The organism is Pseudomonas sp. PIC25 (assembly GCF_002286785.1).
Taxonomy (GTDB): Bacteria; Pseudomonadota; Gammaproteobacteria; order Pseudomonadales; family Pseudomonadaceae; genus Pseudomonas_M.
Genome location: NZ_MUJY01000136.1, coordinates 11,772 through 27,721, shown reverse-complemented (window position 1 = coordinate 27,721; position 15,950 = coordinate 11,772). Strand labels below are relative to the sequence as shown.

16 protein-coding genes are annotated in these 15,950 nt (G+C 65.1%); 3 read left to right on the top strand and 13 right to left on the bottom strand.

What is annotated here, in order from left to right; translation table 11 throughout:
* Positions 1-63 precede the first annotated feature (63 nt).
* Positions 64-996 (top strand): LysR family transcriptional regulator, encoded by a 933-nt coding sequence (locus BZL41_RS17105; RefSeq protein ID WP_095600422.1) that lies wholly within the window; start codon positions 64-66, stop codon positions 994-996.
* Positions 997-1,023: 27 nt separating this feature from the next.
* On the opposite strand, the gene BZL41_RS17100 is transcribed toward BZL41_RS17105, so the two are convergent.
* Positions 1,024-1,899: a LysR family transcriptional regulator gene (locus BZL41_RS17100; RefSeq protein ID WP_095600421.1), complete on the bottom strand. Its 876-nt coding sequence runs from the start codon at positions 1,897-1,899 to the stop codon at positions 1,024-1,026.
* An 86-nt stretch (positions 1,900-1,985) separates the two neighbouring features.
* Between BZL41_RS17100 and BZL41_RS17095 the strand changes: the two genes are divergently transcribed.
* The gene (locus tag BZL41_RS17095) at positions 1,986-3,080 is read left to right on the top strand and encodes a nitronate monooxygenase family protein (RefSeq protein WP_095600420.1); all 1,095 of its coding nucleotides are present in this window, start codon (positions 1,986-1,988) and stop codon (positions 3,078-3,080) included.
* On the opposite strand, the gene BZL41_RS17090 is transcribed toward BZL41_RS17095, so the two are convergent.
* From BZL41_RS17090 to BZL41_RS17075, 4 genes are all read right to left on the bottom strand, one after another.
* Positions 3,044-3,604, bottom strand: a complete 561-nt coding sequence (locus BZL41_RS17090) for an NADPH-dependent FMN reductase (RefSeq protein WP_095600419.1) — start codon at positions 3,602-3,604, stop codon at positions 3,044-3,046. The two genes, BZL41_RS17095 and BZL41_RS17090, sit on opposite strands and share 37 nt — an antisense overlap.
* A 283-nt stretch (positions 3,605-3,887) precedes the next feature.
* Complete coding sequence (locus BZL41_RS17085; protein ID WP_095600418.1) at positions 3,888-5,456, bottom strand: acyl CoA:acetate/3-ketoacid CoA transferase; 1,569 nt, start codon at positions 5,454-5,456, stop codon at positions 3,888-3,890.
* Between the two features lie 55 nt (positions 5,457-5,511).
* On the bottom strand, positions 5,512-6,897 hold the full coding sequence (locus BZL41_RS17080; protein ID WP_095600417.1) for a GntP family permease: 1,386 nt from the start codon (positions 6,895-6,897) through the stop codon (positions 5,512-5,514).
* A 389-nt stretch (positions 6,898-7,286) separates the two neighbouring features.
* Positions 7,287-8,771 (bottom strand): sigma-54-dependent Fis family transcriptional regulator, encoded by a 1,485-nt coding sequence (locus tag BZL41_RS17075; RefSeq protein ID WP_095600416.1) that lies wholly within the window; start codon positions 8,769-8,771, stop codon positions 7,287-7,289.
* A 140-nt stretch (positions 8,772-8,911) separates the two neighbouring features.
* Here BZL41_RS17075 and BZL41_RS17070 point away from each other — a divergent pair, with 140 nt between their 5' ends.
* Positions 8,912-9,070 (top strand): YqaE/Pmp3 family membrane protein, encoded by a 159-nt coding sequence (locus BZL41_RS17070; RefSeq protein ID WP_095600415.1) that lies wholly within the window; start codon positions 8,912-8,914, stop codon positions 9,068-9,070.
* On the opposite strand, the gene BZL41_RS17065 is transcribed toward BZL41_RS17070, so the two are convergent.
* From BZL41_RS17065 to BZL41_RS17030, 8 genes are all read right to left on the bottom strand, one after another.
* Positions 9,071-9,688 (bottom strand): ABC-type transport auxiliary lipoprotein family protein, encoded by a 618-nt coding sequence (locus tag BZL41_RS17065; protein ID WP_095600414.1) that lies wholly within the window; start codon positions 9,686-9,688, stop codon positions 9,071-9,073.
* A complete protein-coding gene (locus BZL41_RS17060) occupies positions 9,685-10,623 on the bottom strand; it encodes an MlaD family protein (protein ID WP_095600413.1) in 939 nt (312 codons plus the stop codon). The genes BZL41_RS17065 and BZL41_RS17060 overlap by 4 nt, the downstream gene beginning before the upstream one ends.
* Positions 10,623-11,417 (bottom strand): ABC transporter ATP-binding protein, encoded by a 795-nt coding sequence (locus BZL41_RS17055; RefSeq protein ID WP_095600412.1) that lies wholly within the window; start codon positions 11,415-11,417, stop codon positions 10,623-10,625. The genes BZL41_RS17060 and BZL41_RS17055 overlap by 1 nt, the downstream gene beginning before the upstream one ends.
* Positions 11,414-12,535, bottom strand: coding sequence for an ABC transporter permease (locus BZL41_RS17050; RefSeq protein ID WP_095600411.1), 1,122 nt, complete (start codon positions 12,533-12,535; stop codon positions 11,414-11,416). Before BZL41_RS17050 ends, BZL41_RS17055 begins: the two co-directional genes overlap by 4 nt.
* Before the next feature lie 467 nt (positions 12,536-13,002).
* Positions 13,003-13,812, bottom strand: coding sequence for a DUF3037 domain-containing protein (locus BZL41_RS17045; protein WP_095600410.1), 810 nt, complete (start codon positions 13,810-13,812; stop codon positions 13,003-13,005).
* Positions 13,809-14,552, bottom strand: a complete 744-nt coding sequence (locus tag BZL41_RS17040) for a HipA family kinase (RefSeq protein ID WP_095600409.1) — start codon at positions 14,550-14,552, stop codon at positions 13,809-13,811. The genes BZL41_RS17045 and BZL41_RS17040 overlap by 4 nt, the downstream gene beginning before the upstream one ends.
* A gap of 18 nt (positions 14,553-14,570) precedes the next feature.
* On the bottom strand, positions 14,571-14,960 hold the full coding sequence (locus BZL41_RS17035) for a hypothetical protein (protein WP_174706181.1): 390 nt from the start codon (positions 14,958-14,960) through the stop codon (positions 14,571-14,573).
* Positions 14,961-14,992: 32 nt separating this feature from the next.
* Positions 14,993-15,760 carry a nuclease-related domain-containing protein gene (locus BZL41_RS17030; RefSeq protein WP_095600408.1) on the bottom strand — a complete coding sequence of 256 codons (768 nt, stop codon included), beginning with the start codon at positions 15,758-15,760 and terminating at the stop codon, positions 14,993-14,995.
* Positions 15,761-15,950: the final 190 nt, after the last annotated feature.

The following is a 15,950-nucleotide window of genomic DNA, read 5'->3' as shown; positions in this document are numbered from 1 at the left end:
TTATCCTTCGGTAGCAGGTAATGGCTAGAATCACTTTCAATCGATAGTTGAAGATGCTCCATCATGGAAACCCTGGCCAATCTGGAATCCTTCGTTCGCAGTGCCGAACTCGGCAGTTTTTCCGCCGCCGCTCGCCGGCTCGGCCTCACCCCTGCTGCGATCAGCCGCAATGTCGCCCAATTGGAGCGCAACCTCGGCGTACGCCTGTTCCAGCGCAGCACCCGGCGTCTCACGCTCACGGAAGCTGGAGAGCGCTTCCTCGGTTCGGTCAGCGGGGGGCTGGAAAGCATTCAGGTGGCCATTGCCGAGCTGGCCGGCACGGTCAGCGAGCCTTCCGGTGTGTTACGGATCAGTGCGGCGCCCGCGTTCGGCCGTGACCATCTGCTGCCGTTGATGCCGGCGTTCTGTGCGCGTTTCCCGGCGGTGGAGCTGGAATGGCAATTCGATAACCGTCCCGTGGACCTGATTGCCGAAGGTTTCGACGTGGCGATCGGCGGTGGCTTCGAACTGACGCCGGGTGTGGCCGCACGGGAGCTGACCCGTCTGCACATCGTTGCGGTGGCCTCGCCCGCCTATCTGGAAGGACGCCCGTTGCCGCTCGATCCTTCCGATCTGGCGGCATGGGACGGCATTGCCATGCGCTCGATGCGCACTGGCCGCATACGGCAATGGCAACTGCGCCATGGGGACGGCCGGGAAATGCCGGTGGAATTCCGCGCCAGGATGCGGATGAACGATCCGGCAGCACTGTGCCGCAGCGTGCTGCTCGGTCTTGGTGTAGGGCTGCTGGCGGTCCCTGATGTGCTGCCCCATCTGCGTAGCGGAGCGCTGGTACGGGTGTTACCGGAGTGGTATGCCGACGCCGGGCCGATCTCGCTCTACTTCGCCAGTAGCCGGTTGTTGCCGGCGAAGACGAGGGCTTTCATCGATCATCTCAGTGAGCGCTTTCGTGAGCTCGGGCTGGCGCAGGCATTCCGCGCGGACCAGGCGATCTGACGATCCGCTCCGTCACAACGGCTGCTTCTACGCTCCGTTTTGGCCAAACAATCCACGGAAACGCTGGAACGCTGCTGTGGCGTAGCCGTCGCGCCAGACCAGCCAGGTGTCGATCTCGCGCAGCGAGTGAGTGACGACCGGCGCCGGGTCGCGCTGCAAGTCGAGTACCGAGCGCGGCAGCACGCCGATGCAGGTGCCGGCCGCGACGCAGGCAAGGATGGCATGGTAGGAGCCGACTTCCTGGACGCGGAAACCGGGCGGGGTGCCCTCGGCGGTCAGCCACTGCTCGCCGATCTGGCGGTAGGTGCAGCCCTTGGCGAAGCCGGCGAGGGTCTGCACGCGCACCTGCGCCGGGCTCTCCACGACGGGATGACCGGGCGGCAGGGCCAGCAGCAACTCCTCCCGGAACACCGCGTCGCCTTGCAGGCCTTGTCCCGGCAGCGCTGTGGCGTCCAGGTTCTCCGGCAGCGCCACGAGCGCGCAATCCAGCCGTCGTGCGAGCACGCCGTCGATCAGCGCGGCGCTGGTGCCGGTGCTCACTTCCAATGTGACCTCGGGACATTCGCCGTGAAACGCCGCCAGCGGCCGTGGTAGACGTGTCGCGGCGGTGCTTTCCATGCTGCCCAGGCGCAGTCGTCCGCCGGGGCGGTCGGGGTGCATCGCTTGGCGCGCTTCGTCAGCCAGCGACAGCAGGCGCTCAGCGTAGTCGAGGAATGCTCGGCCCTGCTCGGTCAGGGACATGCGCTTGCCGTCGCGCAGGAACAGCGCCACGCCCAGCTCCTCTTCCAGTTGCTGGATGCGCGTGGTGACGTTCGACTGCACCCGCTGCAGGCGTTGGGCGGCACGGGTGATGCTGTTCTCCAGGGCGACCAGGCGGAAGATTTCCAGGGTGGTGAGGTCCATTTATATCTCAATTAGAGAATGCATTTGTAATGATCATCTTTTCTTGAGATAACTTGGTCAAGTCGCATCACCTGGAAGGATTCAGCATGACCACTCGCCTCTCCCGCCTGCTCGGTATCGAGCATCCCATCATCCAGGCACCGATGGTGGGTGTGTCCACGCCGTCGCTGGCCGCGGCGGTCAGCAATGCTGGCGCGCTGGGCTCCATCGGCGTCGGCGCCAGCACGCCGGAGCAGGCGCGCGCAATGATCGCGGCGACCCGCGCACTCACTGGCAAGCCATTCAACGTCAATCTGTTCTGCCATCGCCCGGCCCAGGCCGATCCGGCACGCGAGGCCGCCTGGCTGGCGCATTTACGCCCGGTGTTCGCCGAGTTCGGCGCCGAACCGCCGGCAAGGCTGGCGGAGATCTACAAGAGCTTCGTCGAGGACGAGGCGATGCTGGAGATGCTGCTGGCCGAGCGTCCCGCCGTCGTGAGCTTCCATTTCGGCCTGCCGCGCCGGGAGTGGATCGATGCGCTGCGCGCGGCCGGGATTCGCCTGTTGGCCAGCGCCACCACCTTGGCCGAGGCGGAGCAGGTCGAGGCGGCGGGAATCGACGCGGTGGTTGCCCAGGGCTACGAAGCGGGCGGCCACCGTGGGGTGTTCGAGCCCGAACGGGGCGATGCGCGGATCGGCACCTTTGCCCTGGTGCGCTTGCTGTCCAGCCGTTGCCGGCTGCCGGTGATCGCGGCTGGTGGGTTGATGGATGGCGCCGGTCTGGCCGCTGTTTTCGCGCTGGGAGCTGAGGCCGGGCAGCTTGGCACCGCCTTTATCGGCTGCCCGGAATCCGCTGCCAACGCCGCTTTCCGCGCGGCGCTCAGGAGCGAGCGCGGCCAGCGTACCCAGGTGATCGCCGGGATATCCGGGCGCGCCGCGCGCGGGTTGCCGAATCGCCTGTTCGAGACGGTCGACGAGCCGAATGCGCCGCCGCTGCCGGACTACCCCATCGCCTACGACGCGGCCAAGGCCCTGGTCGCCGCCGCCACGGCCCAGGGCAATGGCGATTTCGCCGTGCAATGGGCCGGGCAGGGTGCGCCGCTGGCGCGGGAGCTGCCAGCGGCGGAGCTGGTACAGGCTCTGATGGCAGAGCTGCGCGAGGCGACTCAGCGGCCGGCGTGCAGCGCCACCCAGTCGGCATAGGCGCCGACGAACTTCTGCAGGAAGGGCTTGATGCCGTCGGAGAGGTTGCCGGCTTCGTCGAAGAAGCTGGCCGCACCGCCGAGGTAAGCCTCGGGTTGCTGCATCATGCGCACGTCGAGGAACACCATGGACTGGCGCAGGTGATGGTTGGCACCGAAGCCGCCGATGGCCCCCGGCGAGGCGCTGAGCACCGCGCCCGGCTTGCCGGTGAAGTGGCTCTGGCCATAGGGGCGTGAGCCGACGTCGATGGCGTTCTTCATCGGCGCTGGCATCGAGCGGTTGTACTCCGGGGTCACGAAGAGAAACGCATCGGCGGCCTTCAGCTTGTCGCGGAAGGCGCTGTAGGACGCCGGTGGCGGGGTGACGTCGATGTCCTCGTTGTACAACGGCAGATCGCCGATCTCGACGATTTCCATGTTCAGCGAGGACGGCGCCAGCCCGACCAGCGCATTGGCCAGCTTGCGGTTGATGGACGCCTTGCGCAGGCTACCGACGATGACCGCGACCTTATAGACCTTGCTCATGAATGCTCCTTCTTTCGGGACGGGTAGAAGGCTGAAGACTGGAGCGGATAACTATAGTTCGCCCGCCGTGGCGTATGGTCGGGTTCCCTTGGGCGAATGAATTCGCCCCTACAAGTCAGCATTTCCTGTGTAGGAGCGAGCTTGCTCGCGAATGGGCGGAGCAAACGCTTCGCCAGCAGAGCTGGCTCCTACAGAAGCGGGCCGGCTTGCAGTCAATCTTTAGGGGCGAATTCAGTCGCCCACGCAGGCTGAAAAAAACAACCGGGCCAAGGCGGCCCGGCCGTCACGCAACGGGGCGGCCGGTCAGGTGGGTGCGCAGGCCGGTGGGTTCGGGGAGGAACAGCGCACGGTCCATTTCCTTTGGCTCGCGGACCAGCGGGCGGAAGTCCATGCGCGCCAGGATGTCTCGCTCCAGGTCCACTCCGGGGGCAATCTCGATCAGCTCCAGCCCTTCGCCCGTGAGGCGGAACACGCAGCGCTCGGTGATGTACAGCACCGGCTGGCCGCGTTCGGCGGCGAGCTTGCCGGAGAAGGTGCGGTGCTCCACGGTGTGGACGAACTTGCGCAGTGCGCCGTCCTGATGGATGCGCAACTGTCCGTCGATCACCCGGATGTCTTGGGCGCCCGCGCTGAAGGTGCCAACGAACACCACCTCCTTGGCGCTCTGGCTGATGTTGATGAAGCCGCCGGCGCCGGCCAGGCGGCTGCCGAAGCGGGAGACGTTGAGGTTGCCGGCCGCATCTGCCTGGGCCAGACCGAGGAAGGCCAGGTCCAGGCCGCCGCCGTCGTAGAAGTCGAACTGGTAGGGCTGGTCGATCAGCGCGCTGTGGTTGCTCGCTGCGCCGAAGTCCAGGCCGGAGGCGGGCACGCCGCCAATCACGCCGGGCTCGGCGGTGAGGGTGAGCAGGTCGATCACGCCCTCCTCGGCGGCCACCGAGGCGACGCCCTCGGGCATGCCGATGCCGAGGTTGACCACGGCGCCGGGTTTCAACTCCTGGGCGGCGCGGCGAGCGATGACCTTGCGCACGTCCAGCGGCATCGGCCGGAGGCTATCCACCGGCACGCGGATCTCGGCGGCGAACGCCGGGTTGTAGGCGGTGGCGAAGGTCTGCTGGTGATTCTGCGGCTCGGCCACCACCACATGATCGACGAGAATGCCGGGAATCTTCACCTCGCGGGGGTTCAGCGAGCCGCGTTCGACGATGCGTTCGACCTGGACGATCACCCGGCCGCCGGAGTTCTTCGCCGCCATGGCGATGGCCAGGCTCTCGATGGTCAGCGCCTCGCGTTCCATGGACAGGTTGCCGTCCAGATCGGCGCTGGTGGCGCGGATCAGCGCCACGTGAATCGGGAAGGTGCTGTAGAACAGGTAGTCCTCGCCGTCGATGGGCAGGCGCCGGACCAGATCGGCAGTGGTCTTCGCGTTCAGCTTGCCGCCGCCGTACTGCGGATCGACGAAGGTGCCGAGGCCGATCTTCGACAGTTGCCCCGGCTTGCCCGCGGCGATGTCGCGGAATAGCTGGGAGATCACCCCCTGCGGCAGATTGTAGGCCTCGATTCGGTTGTCCACGGCGAGCTTCTGCAGGCCGGGTACCAGTCCCCAGTGGCCGCCGATCACCCGCCGCACCAGTCCCTCATGAGCCAGATGATTGAGTCCGCGCCCCTTGCCGTCGCCCTGGCCGGCGGCGTAGACCAGGGTCAGGTCGCGCGGCGCGCCTTCGGTGAGGAAGCGCTGCTCCAGGGCGATGGCCAGCTCTTCGGCGAAACCGATGCCGACGAAGCCGCCGGTGGCCAGGTTGGCACCGTCGGGAATCTGCGCGACGGCTACGGCGGCGCTGGTGACTTTGCTCATGTTGCGTTCTCGGAAAACGAATGGATCGGCGCGGCGGCGAGCGCCGCGCGTGAAATCAGAAGCTGCCGAACAGCGTGCCCAGCGTGATGACCACGACCAGCGCCAGCAGCGGGAAGGCCACGGTGTTGACGAAGATGAACTTGTACGACTCGCGGTGGGTGAGCTTGCAGATGGCCAGCAGCGAAATCACCGCGCCGTTGTGCGGCAGGGTGTCCATGCAGCCGGAGGCCATGGCGGCGACCCGGTGCAGCAGCTCGGGGCTGATGCCGGCGGCGGTGCCCAGGGCCAGGTACTGCTCGCCGAGAGTCTTCAGGGCGATGGACATGCCGCCCGACGCCGAGCCGGTGATGCCGGCCAGGATATTCACCGCCACCGCCTCGGAAATCAGAGGGTTCGAGGACACGCCGAGGACGAAATCGCGGATCACGATGAAGCCGGCCAGCGAAGCGATCACCGTGCCGTAGCCGACCTCCGAGGCGGTGTTGAGGATCGGCAGCATGGAGCCGAAGGCACCTTCGTTGATGCTCTTCTTCAGGTCCAGCCAGCGCTTCCAGTGCATCGCGATGAGCAGCAGGCAAGCCGCCGTGAGGGCGACAATGATGGCCCAGATGCCGATCAGCGACTTGGCGTCCTGCAGGCCGCCGTATTCCGGTTTGGCCAAGTAGCTGGTGTCCAGGGTCGGCAGGAACAGTTTGGCCATGATGAAGTTGAGCACGATCACCAGGACGATCGGCAGCAGCGCCAGCCAGAAGCCGGGAATCGGCAGGCCGTCCTGGGATTCCGGTTCGTCGCGGTGGGTGCCGTAGCCTTCGCCGGTGGCCATCAGCTTGCGCGCCTGGGCGCTCAGCCACCAGGTGCCGAGGCCGAACATGATCAACCCGGCGATCAAACCCAGGCCCGGCGCGGCGAAGGCGTCGGTACCGAAGAAGGGATTGGGAATGGCGTTCTGGATAGCCGGGGTGCCGGGCAGGGCGGTCATGGTGAAGGTGAAGGAGCCGAGGGCGATGGCGCCGGGGATCAGCCGCTTGGGAATGCCCGCCTCGCGGAACAGCGCGGCGCCGATCGGGTAGACCGCGAAGGCCACCACGAACAGCGAGACGCCGCCGTAGGTGAGGATGCCGCAGGCCAGCACGATGGCCAGGATGGCGCGCTGGCTGCCGACCTTGGCGACGATGCCGTGGGCGATGGCACGGGCCGAACCGGAGTCGTCCATCAGCTTGCCGAACAGCGCGCCGAGCAGGAACAGCGGGAAGAACTGAATGACGTAGCCGCCCATGGCCTTCATGAACACTTGCGTGTAGGTCGGCAGCAGCATCGCCGCCTCGCCGGAAAACAGCAGCGCCAGCAGGGCCAGCAGCGGGGCCAGGATCAGCACGTTGATGCCCCGGTAGGCGAGGTACATCAGCAATGCGAGGGAAATCAGGATTCCAAGGGTGCCCATGGGCAGTTCCTTCTTGTTGTTGTTGTCGGAGCGGCCGTTCGAGCGGCCGGTTCACTCGGGCTGGCAGTGCCCGTTGTCGGGTCAGAGAGCGAAAGGCGTGCCAGCCACTGCGATGGACCGTGGATAGTCCGATTTAGAGCGGTTACAGCGAATTAAAGCCGGATTTGGATGATGCGAAGGACATGTCTGGAATTTGGGCATGTCCATTTCCTTGGACAAAATGGGCGATGAGCATGTCCAGCCTTATGGACGCGGCATGCCCGATGCGACCCGGATTGCGTCGGGGGCTATCCGGGCTACGGTTGCGGTATCGAACTCATGTAGGGCGAATTCATTCGCCCCTTGGGTCGTAGCCCGGACGAGCGAAGCGTAATCCGGGAGAGGAGGAATCACCGCTCGCTGAGCCCATGCTGTTGCAGCTTGTTGTACAGGCTGGCGCGGGCGATGCCGAGGCGTTCGGCGGCGCGACGGCGGTTGCCGTTACAGGCGGCAAGGGCGGCCTGGAGGGCGGCGCGCTCGGCGACGGCGAGAGTCTCGGCCAGGGGCTGCACCTCGGTGGGCGGTTCCACGGGCGGAGGGAGCGGTGCTTCCTCAATCGACGGACTGGGAATCGTCCCTGCATCCTGTCCGGCCAGCAGGCGTTGCAGGGCGGCTGCGCTCAGTGGGCTGCTGTCCGCCTCCAGTTGCGCCCGCTCCAGCAGGTTGCGCAATTGCCGCACGTTGCCCGGCCAGGAGCGCGTCGCCAGCCAGTCCAGGGCATCGTCGGCGAGTTCCGGGCAGGGTTGGCCGGAGCGGCTGGCGATGTCGTCCAGCAGGTGTTCCACCAGGGCCGGAATGTCCTCGCGGCGCTCGCGCAGGGGCGGCACGCGCAAGGCAAGGACGTTCAGGCGGTAGTAGAGATCATCGCGGAATTCGCCGGCAGCCACCCGCGCTTCCAAGTCGACATGGGTGGCGGCGATCACCCGCACGTTGAGTGGCTTCACCTGGTTGGAGCCGAGCGGCTCCACCTCTTGCTCCTGCAAAACCCGCAGCAGCTTGGCCTGTAGGCCGAGGGGCAGGTCGCCGATCTCGTCGAGGAACAGGGTGCCGCCGTTGGCCACCTCGAACTTGCCGATCCGCGCCTTACGATCGGCGCCGGTGAAGGCACCCGGCGCGGTGCCGAACAGCTCGGCCTCCACCAGGGTTTCCGGAATCGCCGCCACGTTCACCGCGACGAAAGGTCCGCTGGCACGCAGCGACAAGTTGTGAATGCCCTGCGCCAACAGCTCCTTGCCGGTGCCGGTCTCGCCGCGCAGCAGCACCGTGGCGTCGAGCTGGGCGGCACGGCGGGCCTGGCGCTTCACTTCGCTGGCGGCCGGGCTGGCGCCGATGAAACCGGCGATGGTGTAGCGCGCACGGCGGGCACGGACCAGCTCGCGCTGGGTGGCGGCCAACTGGTTTTGCAGTTGCGCGTACTGCTGCATCAGCGGCTTGAGGTGCTGGGCGCGATCGAACAGAACGAAACCGATGGCGCCGACCAGGGTGCCGTCCTCGTCGCGCAGCGGGATACGGGTAACCACGAAGTGTTCGTCGCCGAAGGCCATCAGGTCGAGCATGCTCGGCTGGCCGCTCTCGACGACACGGCGCAACTGGCTGGCCGGCAACACTTCCTCGACCTCCTTGCCGAGCACGCTGCGCGGGTCGCGAATGCCGATCTTCTCGGCGTACTTGTCGTTGATCCAGACGATCCGTGCCTGCCGGTTCACCGCGATGGTGCCCTCGCACTGGGCGTTGAGATGGTCGAACAGCAGCGGCATCGCTACTGCGCGGAAGCGCTCGGGGGATACGCCGATGATCAGTCCGTGCTCGTCGAGGTCGCCGCGTGTGATGGCCATGTCCGCAGGGTTCGCTGATGGAGGTGCGGCCGATTATGGGCAGCGCTGTGGGGCTGCGGCAAGGAACCCGGTCGGCGGCGGGGTGTCGGTAGAAAGGCGTGGCCGGCGCCCGGCCGTGCCCCCTCACAAGGAGAACGCGCATGGATCTGGTCCGTATCCTCATCGCCATTCTGCTGCCGCCGCTTGGCGTCTTCCTCCAGGTTGGCTTCGCCGGCGCCTTCTGGCTGAACATCCTGCTGACGCTGCTGGGCTATATCCCCGGCATCGTGCACGCCGTGTACATCATCGCCAAACGCTGATCAGCGCACGGGGGCGACCGCCGCCCCTTCCTGGGCCAGGGTCCAGTCCACGATCTGCCGGCCGAGGGCATCGGCGGCGCGGCCGAAGGCCCGGACCACCTCTTCCACGGCCACACCCTGGCTCGGCTCGCTCACCTCGAAGCGCCGGCTGGCGACGATGCGCTGGTTGGCACTGCGCACCAGGCGGGCGTCCAGGCGGATCACGACGTGCGGCGTGCCGTCCCGGTACTCACTCTGGAAGGCCCGCAGATCGCTGACCAGTTCCAGGTCGGCGTGGAGGCGGTTCTCGTCGCTGCTCAGGCGCTGTACCCGGCCATCGTCGTGGAAGGCTTCGATCAACCGGTCGCGTACCAATGCCGGTGCGCTATCGCTCCAGCGAGCGCCCTGGTAGCTGCTGATGCGGTCGCCTTCGGGCATGACGGCGATGCGCGCACTGTCCAGCACCCGGCTGGTCAGCGGCGTCCCGACCCGCAGAGACCACTCGACCGGGGCGGTCGCCGTTGCGGGGGCGAGTTGGCTCGGCAACCGGTAGATGCGCAACGGCTCCGACTGCGGCAGGACGGAGCAGGCTGACAGCATGGCGCAGAAGACGAGGAACAGGAGGCGGTAACGCTTCATGGCTGGAATTCCTGGGCTTTTTCACGACCGAAGAGAAAGCCGGACGGATTCTCCTCGAGGCGGCGAGTGACGCTGCGCAGCGACGAGAGGGTAGCGCGCAATTCGTCCACCGCCGGGCCGATGTCGCCGAGCCCCTGGAGGCCGTCGTTGAGCGATTCCTCGTTGTCTTGCAGGAGCAGGTCGAGGCGTGCGGTGGAGCGCTCCAGGGCGGCCATGGATTTTTCCGCGCGTACCAGCAGGCCGCGTCCTTCCTCGTCGAGCAGGCCGTTGGCACTGTGGGCGAGACGGGTGAACTCGTGCAGCGCGGCCTGGGTGTCGCGGCCCAGGTCGCCGAGCTGGCGCAGGGTCTGGCCGAGGTCCTCGCGCTGGGCAGCGAACACCGCGGTGGTCTGCTCCAGGTTCGCCAGGGTCTGCCCGACGCGCTCGGCGTTCTCCTGGGAGAACAGTTGGCTGGCGCGGTTGACCAGCTCGTTGATGCTGCTGATGAGGTCCTCGCCATTGGCCAGCAGCTTGGAGATCGGCGAAGGGTCGGCGACGATCACTGGCGGATTGCCGTCCACGCCCTCCAGCAACGGGCTTTCCGGCGAGCCGCCGTACATGCGGATCAGCGAGCTGCCGGTGATGTTGGCCAGGGCCAGGCGGGCGCGGGTGTCCTGCTTGATCGGCGTACCGCCGTAGACGCGGATGCGCGCCAGCACCTTGCGCGGGTCCTGCGGGTCCAGCTTGAGCTGGGTGACGTCGCCCACCTTGATACCGCTGTACTCCACCGGGCTGCCGGGCGACAGGCCGCTGACCTCCTCGTTGAAGATCACGTCGTAGTAGGCGAATTCGCGGTCCACGCTGGACTTGGCCAGCCACAGCGCGAAGAGCAGCGCACCGCCCACCGCCACGACGGTGAACAGGCCGATCAGCACGTGATGGGCGCGGGTTTCCATCAGGGAGTCTCCTGCAAGGGGGCGGCAACCTGCTGTGCCGCACGGCCGCGCGGGCCGTGGAAATAGTCGCGAATCCAGTCGTCGTCGGTGGCGGCCACCCGTTCCAGGCTGTCGGCCACCAGCACGCGTTTCTTCGCCAGCACGGCGACGCGGTCGCAGATGGAATAGAGCGTGTCGAGGTCGTGGGTGACCAGGAACACGCTGAGGCCGAGGGCGTCGCGCAGGGTCAGGATCAACCGGTCGAAGGCCGCCGCGCCGATGGGGTCGAGGCCGGCGGTGGGTTCGTCGAGGAACAGCACCTCCGGATCGAGGGCCAGGGCGCGGGCCAGGGCGGCGCGCTTGATCATGCCGCCGGACAGCGCGTCCGGGTACTTCTCGGCGGCGCCGGACGGCAGGCCGGTCAGGGCGATCTTCAGCAGGGCCAGGTGCTCGGCGTCGTCGCGGCCGAGGCCGGCATGCTCGATCAATGGCAGGGCGATGTTCTCCTGCACGGTGAGCGAGGAGAACAGCGCCCCGCGCTGGAACAGCACGCCGAAGCGTCGTTCGATCCGTGAGCGGGCCTCCTCGCCCAGCGCCAGCAGGTTCTCGCCGAACACCCGTACGCTGCCGGCGTTCGGCCGGCGCAGGCCGACGATGCTGCGCAACAGCACCGACTTGCCCGTCCCCGAACCGCCGACCACGCCGAGAATCTCGCCACGGCGGATATCCAGGTCGAGCCCGTCGTGGACGATCTGGCTGCCGAAGCGGTTGACCAGCCCGCGCACCTCGATCAGCACTTCGTCGCTCGCCGTCACCAGCCCATCTCCATGAAGAACAGCGCGGCCAGCGCATCCAGCAGGATGACCATGAAGATCGACTGCACCACGCTGGACGTGGTGTGCTCGCCCACCGACTGCGCGCTGCCGCTGACCTTGAAGCCCTCCAGGCAGCCGATCACCGCGATAAGGAAGGCGAACACCGGCGCCTTGGCCATGCCCACCAGGAAATGCTGCACATCGATGTGATCGTGCAGCATCGACAGGAACATGGCGGTGGAAATATCCAGGCTGACTACGCAGACCAGCGCACCGCCGACGATGCCGCTGAGCATGGCGATGAAGGTGAGGATCGGCAGCGCCAGCAGCATCGCCAGCAAACGCGGCAGGACCAGCAGCTCGATGGGATCGAGGCCGAGGGTGCGGATGGCGTCGATTTCCTCGTTCGACTTCATCGAGCCGATCTGCGCGGCGAAGGCACTGGCCGTTCGCCCCGCCATGAGGATCGCGGCGAGCAGCACGCCGAACTCGCGCAGGAAGGAAAAGGCCACCAGATCGACCGTATAAATGCTGGCGCCGAAATCTGCCAGCACCGTGGCACCGAGGAAGGCCACCACGGCGCCGACCAGGAAGGTCAGCAGGGCGACGATGGGAATGGCATCCAGCCCGCTGGTCTCGATGTGCGCCACCAGCGACGTCACCCGCCAACGGCGCGGGCGCGGCAGGGTGCGGGCCAGGCTTTCCAGGGTCAGGCCGATGAAGCCGAGCAGCGTCCGCTGCTGCCGCCACACCGCCTCGACAGTCCGGCCAATATGCGCCAGCACATCGTCCAGGCCGTAGTGATGGGGAATGTCGCGGATCGGCTCCTGATCGAGCGCGGCCGCCACCGTACGCAACAACGCCACCCGCTCCGCCGGCAACCCCTCCGCCGCCTCGCGCGCACGCGCCGGCCCGAGCAACTCCACCAACAACCCGGCCCCCGCCGTATCCAACGCACCCAGGGCATCCAGACTGACCGGGCAATCCGCCTGCAACTGCGGCACCACCTCCGCGACCCGCCGCTTCAGCGCGGCATAGTGCGCCAGCGTCCAATCGCCGGAAACGGCCAGCCGGAAAGGCCGGGAAGAAGTCTGTAGCTCCAGGTTGCCCGCCTGCATGGGAATCCTTCGTTCATCCGTCCCTGTATTGACCACCGGAGCATAGGTGGGTTTGGGGGGAGGGGGAAGTAGTGGCTGGGGGAACTGTGTGGGGAGGTTGGGGGGCTTGTGGTGGGGGACCGGGTGTTGATTTTGGGTGGCGGAAGCCGCGCATTACGTGGCTTCGAAGGTGGTGGGTTGGTAGGGGCAAGTCCAGTGGCTTAGCTGAGAACTGGGAAGGGGGCTGCGTATGCCAACCGCTGGGACGGCTTTATGGCCGAGCAGATGGCGCTGTGGGTCCATGGGCTGCCGTCGACTATGACGTGGCAGGTACGCGTGTGGGCTGCAACCCAAGGGGGTAACCGGGCGAAGATACTGGCTTTCGCTCGGATTTGATCATCGAGGTATAGCTCGATGGTGTAACGCAAGAACAAAAGCACAAGGCCCGGATTACCGGGCCTTGTGCTAAGCAGGAAAGCTGCTTGGGATTATTGAACGTAGCTCTGCGCGAAGGCAGCGATTTTCTGGGTAGCCTGATAGTCGACCAACTGCAGACCGCGTTCCTTGATGCTGTCCTTGGCTATCTGCACCGCTTTGCGGTGGCGGGGCGAATCGTTCTCTGCCGGGGCAGCAACAGGTATGAGCACGTTCTTCAACTGAATAACTCCTTCCCGCTCTGCACGCACGAACTTCATCAGCCACTGATCGCAGTGGTCAAGGATTCCGCTTGGTTCGGCCTGGTCAAAAGCTAAAGGCTTGATGGCGGCCACAACTTCATTGCGGTGAACCAGGGGTAGGTGCAGCTTGGTCAGATCACCGGTCAGGGTGTCATCGCGGAAGCTACGGATAGAGGCTTCCGTGAACAGGGTGCGAATTTCACGCACCATGACTTCTTCGCGACGATCGCGTGCCATGCCTTGGCGGTCGATATAGCGGCCAAACAGCTCATCAAGGGTCGCGTCAAAGTTTTCCACTAGGATCGAGCGCATGGGGCTGAAGCGAATCAGCGACTCCTTGGGCTCGGTCAGGAAGCGGAAGTGGTTAACGATCTGGCTCTCTTGTGCTTCTGCCGTCATCGCTCGTACAGCATCCAGTTCGTTCTGGGCTATCTCCATGGCCTTGGCGAACAGGTTGTTGCACTCGAAGAAGTGATTGACTCGTTTCAGGTTTCTGCGGGCGAGCCTGTACTCCATGCGGCCGATAGTCGGGGCCGAGAGAACGATGCCGACATTGGCGAACTCTTCGGTTTCGGCAAAAGGCGCGAAGCGCACGATGCTGTAAAGACAGGAGTATTTCATTGCAGGACGCTCCAGAACTCGTCCGAATTGCAGCGCATCAGGTTACTTTCGATTTCTTCGAGCAGAATGTCGAGTCCCTGTTTGCCCATAGATTCGCACCATTCATCGGGTATGTCTGAGCATAGGTCACGAAAGCGTTCGGCAGTGTCGTGCATCCGCTGGCTGTATTCAACTTTATCGACCAGGTCCAGGCGCCATGCCCGATTGCTTGGGCCAAACACATGGCTCTTAGCAAACTCTTGGGCATCCTGCGGCCAGTGAAACGCTTGGTTATGATCAATCAGCTGCAGCTGATTGTCTGTGCTGCACATCAGCAGATTGGGGCGGCCGCCCAGCGGCCCTAGCTGACGATCACCGTTACCAACCCAGTAATCAAAGGCGAAAACGGCTTTTTGCAGGTCGACAGGAACCCGCAGTGCTTGCGAATAGAGCAGGTCTGCAGCGTCCGCGACGTAGGCCAGAGCGAAGCTGTCCCCAGACCCTAGGTCGCTGCGTGCTTCTGGGTTGTAGCGCAGCAGGGCGGGGTCGATGTAGATAACGCCGTGCCCGGGGATTGGCAAGCCGAAGTCAGCCGCAAGGCGGGCGCACAGCAGCTCCGCAATACGTTCGGCGGGTGGCAGCTCTAAGCCTTTGGCCACATAGTGTTTGCCATTGCTGGCACGGCATAGGAAGGGCCGCGTCATACCACCTTCCAGTCGCCGGATGATCTCCACCGCTTCTATGTAGTTATCCTTGGCCATTGCCGGCTTCCTTATGCATTAGCTGGCCAGACGATACTGATCTGCGTCTTGCTGCACCATGCTCAGCTCTTCCAGAGCACCCAGAACAGCCTGTACGGCGATTTTGAATTGCGCGGCGCTGGCTTCGGCTGGGAGCGGGCCTTGGACAAGGGCCTGGCGTACGGCAGCGACCTGCTCGCGCATCTGCTTGGGCCAGGTGAGCTTCTCGGCTACTGTGCTGGCTTCGGGGGCGGATTCGAAATCCGTTGTGTCCGCCAGTTCGGCTTCGCTTTGTTGTGGGGCGGTTTGTGCGCTGGGGTTCTGGGGGCGCAGCCAACGAATATGGCTGCGGGCTTCTTCGGCGGCAGGTTCGGTGTTGAGGGCCACCAGACGGCGTAGAGGAAAAGGGGACAGATTTAGTTTCTGCATGGGGAGTCCTTGTTCCTTTCACTGCCAGCCCTTCAAAGGTTCTGCATGGTTTTGCATTTGGGGAAGGTGGAGCAGCCCCAGAATTGTTGGCCGACATTGGCCCCTATTTTACTGGTGCGAATAACCTGGGCGCTGCCGCATTTTTGGCACCGCTCGGCTGTTGGATCACTGCGGCGCTTAAGGTTTTGCACATGCTCGCGGTGAGTAGCGAGGGTCGGTGCGCGACGACCGGTTTGCAGGGCGTGCAGCATGGCGTCGACTTCAGCCGCGCTGAATACCTGCTGCTGGAATGACTTGATATAGCGGATAAAGCCGATGCCCTGGGTCACGTTGGCCGGCACTTCAGTCTTGAAGGTGCTGCCGCCGACAAAGGTGATGACCGAGTGCAGGTGCGCGGGGCTGACGCCAAGGGTGGCTTCCAGCGCTTTGAGGTGCTTGTAGTTCTGCCGCAGCGGGTTCTGGAACTTGAAGCTGCGTTTGTAGAGCTTCTGCGTCCACTGCGCCTGTTTCTCGCTGCCGAAGATCCAGCCGCTCATGTTCTTCGTTTCCAGCACGAAGATGCCGTAGGGCGAGAGGAATACGTGGTCGATCTGCGTGGTGCCGTCCGGCGTGTTCAGGGTCACGTTGTGCAGGCGGCGGTAGGTTTGCTTGTCCAACTGCCAATGGGCGAACAGGCGCACCAGCAGTTCACCGGTCTGCCCCTTGGCCCAGGGTGACTTGAGCAGGCCAATCAGCAGGGCTGCTGGGATGAACCAGGTCAGCATGCCCCAGACCTGGGCGAGTATCGGGCTGTAATCCATTTTCTTCCTTGAGCCGAGCTGCTTGATGGAGAGGCGAGCAGGTGTGCCGAAATCCAGATGCCTGGCACATCTGGATGATGGCTTATTGCTCTCAATGGCTCAAGGGAGCCCCTAAAAACTACCTGCGTTGTCATCACTGCGTTAAAAGCAGGCTCGGAATGCTCATGTACAAAAGTACACTCCGCTTCCT

Excerpts from the sequence above, each read along its gene's own strand:
- BZL41_RS17080 (WP_095600417.1), bottom strand. The coding sequence starts at position 6,897 with ATGGGCACCCTTGGAATCCTGATTTCCCTCGCATTGCTGATGTACCTC.
- BZL41_RS17035 (WP_174706181.1), bottom strand. The coding sequence starts at position 14,960 with ATGCAGAAACTAAATCTGTCCCCTTTTCCTCTACGCCGTCTGGTGGCC.
- BZL41_RS17065 (WP_095600414.1), bottom strand. The coding sequence starts at position 9,688 with ATGAAGCGTTACCGCCTCCTGTTCCTCGTCTTCTGCGCCATGCTGTCA.
- BZL41_RS17100 (WP_095600421.1), bottom strand. The coding sequence starts at position 1,899 with ATGGACCTCACCACCCTGGAAATCTTCCGCCTGGTCGCCCTGGAGAAC.
- BZL41_RS17095 (WP_095600420.1), top strand. The coding sequence starts at position 1,986 with ATGACCACTCGCCTCTCCCGCCTGCTCGGTATCGAGCATCCCATCATC.
- BZL41_RS17050 (WP_095600411.1), bottom strand. The coding sequence starts at position 12,535 with ATGCAGGCGGGCAACCTGGAGCTACAGACTTCTTCCCGGCCTTTCCGG.
- BZL41_RS17105 (WP_095600422.1), top strand. The coding sequence starts at position 64 with ATGGAAACCCTGGCCAATCTGGAATCCTTCGTTCGCAGTGCCGAACTC.
- BZL41_RS17075 (WP_095600416.1), bottom strand. The coding sequence starts at position 8,771 with ATGGCCATCACACGCGGCGACCTCGACGAGCACGGACTGATCATCGGC.
- BZL41_RS17070 (WP_095600415.1), top strand. The coding sequence starts at position 8,912 with ATGGATCTGGTCCGTATCCTCATCGCCATTCTGCTGCCGCCGCTTGGC.
- BZL41_RS17030 (WP_095600408.1), bottom strand. The coding sequence starts at position 15,760 with ATGGATTACAGCCCGATACTCGCCCAGGTCTGGGGCATGCTGACCTGG.
- BZL41_RS17085 (WP_095600418.1), bottom strand. The coding sequence starts at position 5,456 with ATGAGCAAAGTCACCAGCGCCGCCGTAGCCGTCGCGCAGATTCCCGAC.
- BZL41_RS17045 (WP_095600410.1), bottom strand. The coding sequence starts at position 13,812 with ATGAAATACTCCTGTCTTTACAGCATCGTGCGCTTCGCGCCTTTTGCC.
- BZL41_RS17060 (WP_095600413.1), bottom strand. The coding sequence starts at position 10,623 with ATGGAAACCCGCGCCCATCACGTGCTGATCGGCCTGTTCACCGTCGTG.
- BZL41_RS17090 (WP_095600419.1), bottom strand. The coding sequence starts at position 3,604 with ATGAGCAAGGTCTATAAGGTCGCGGTCATCGTCGGTAGCCTGCGCAAG.
- BZL41_RS17040 (WP_095600409.1), bottom strand. The coding sequence starts at position 14,552 with ATGGCCAAGGATAACTACATAGAAGCGGTGGAGATCATCCGGCGACTG.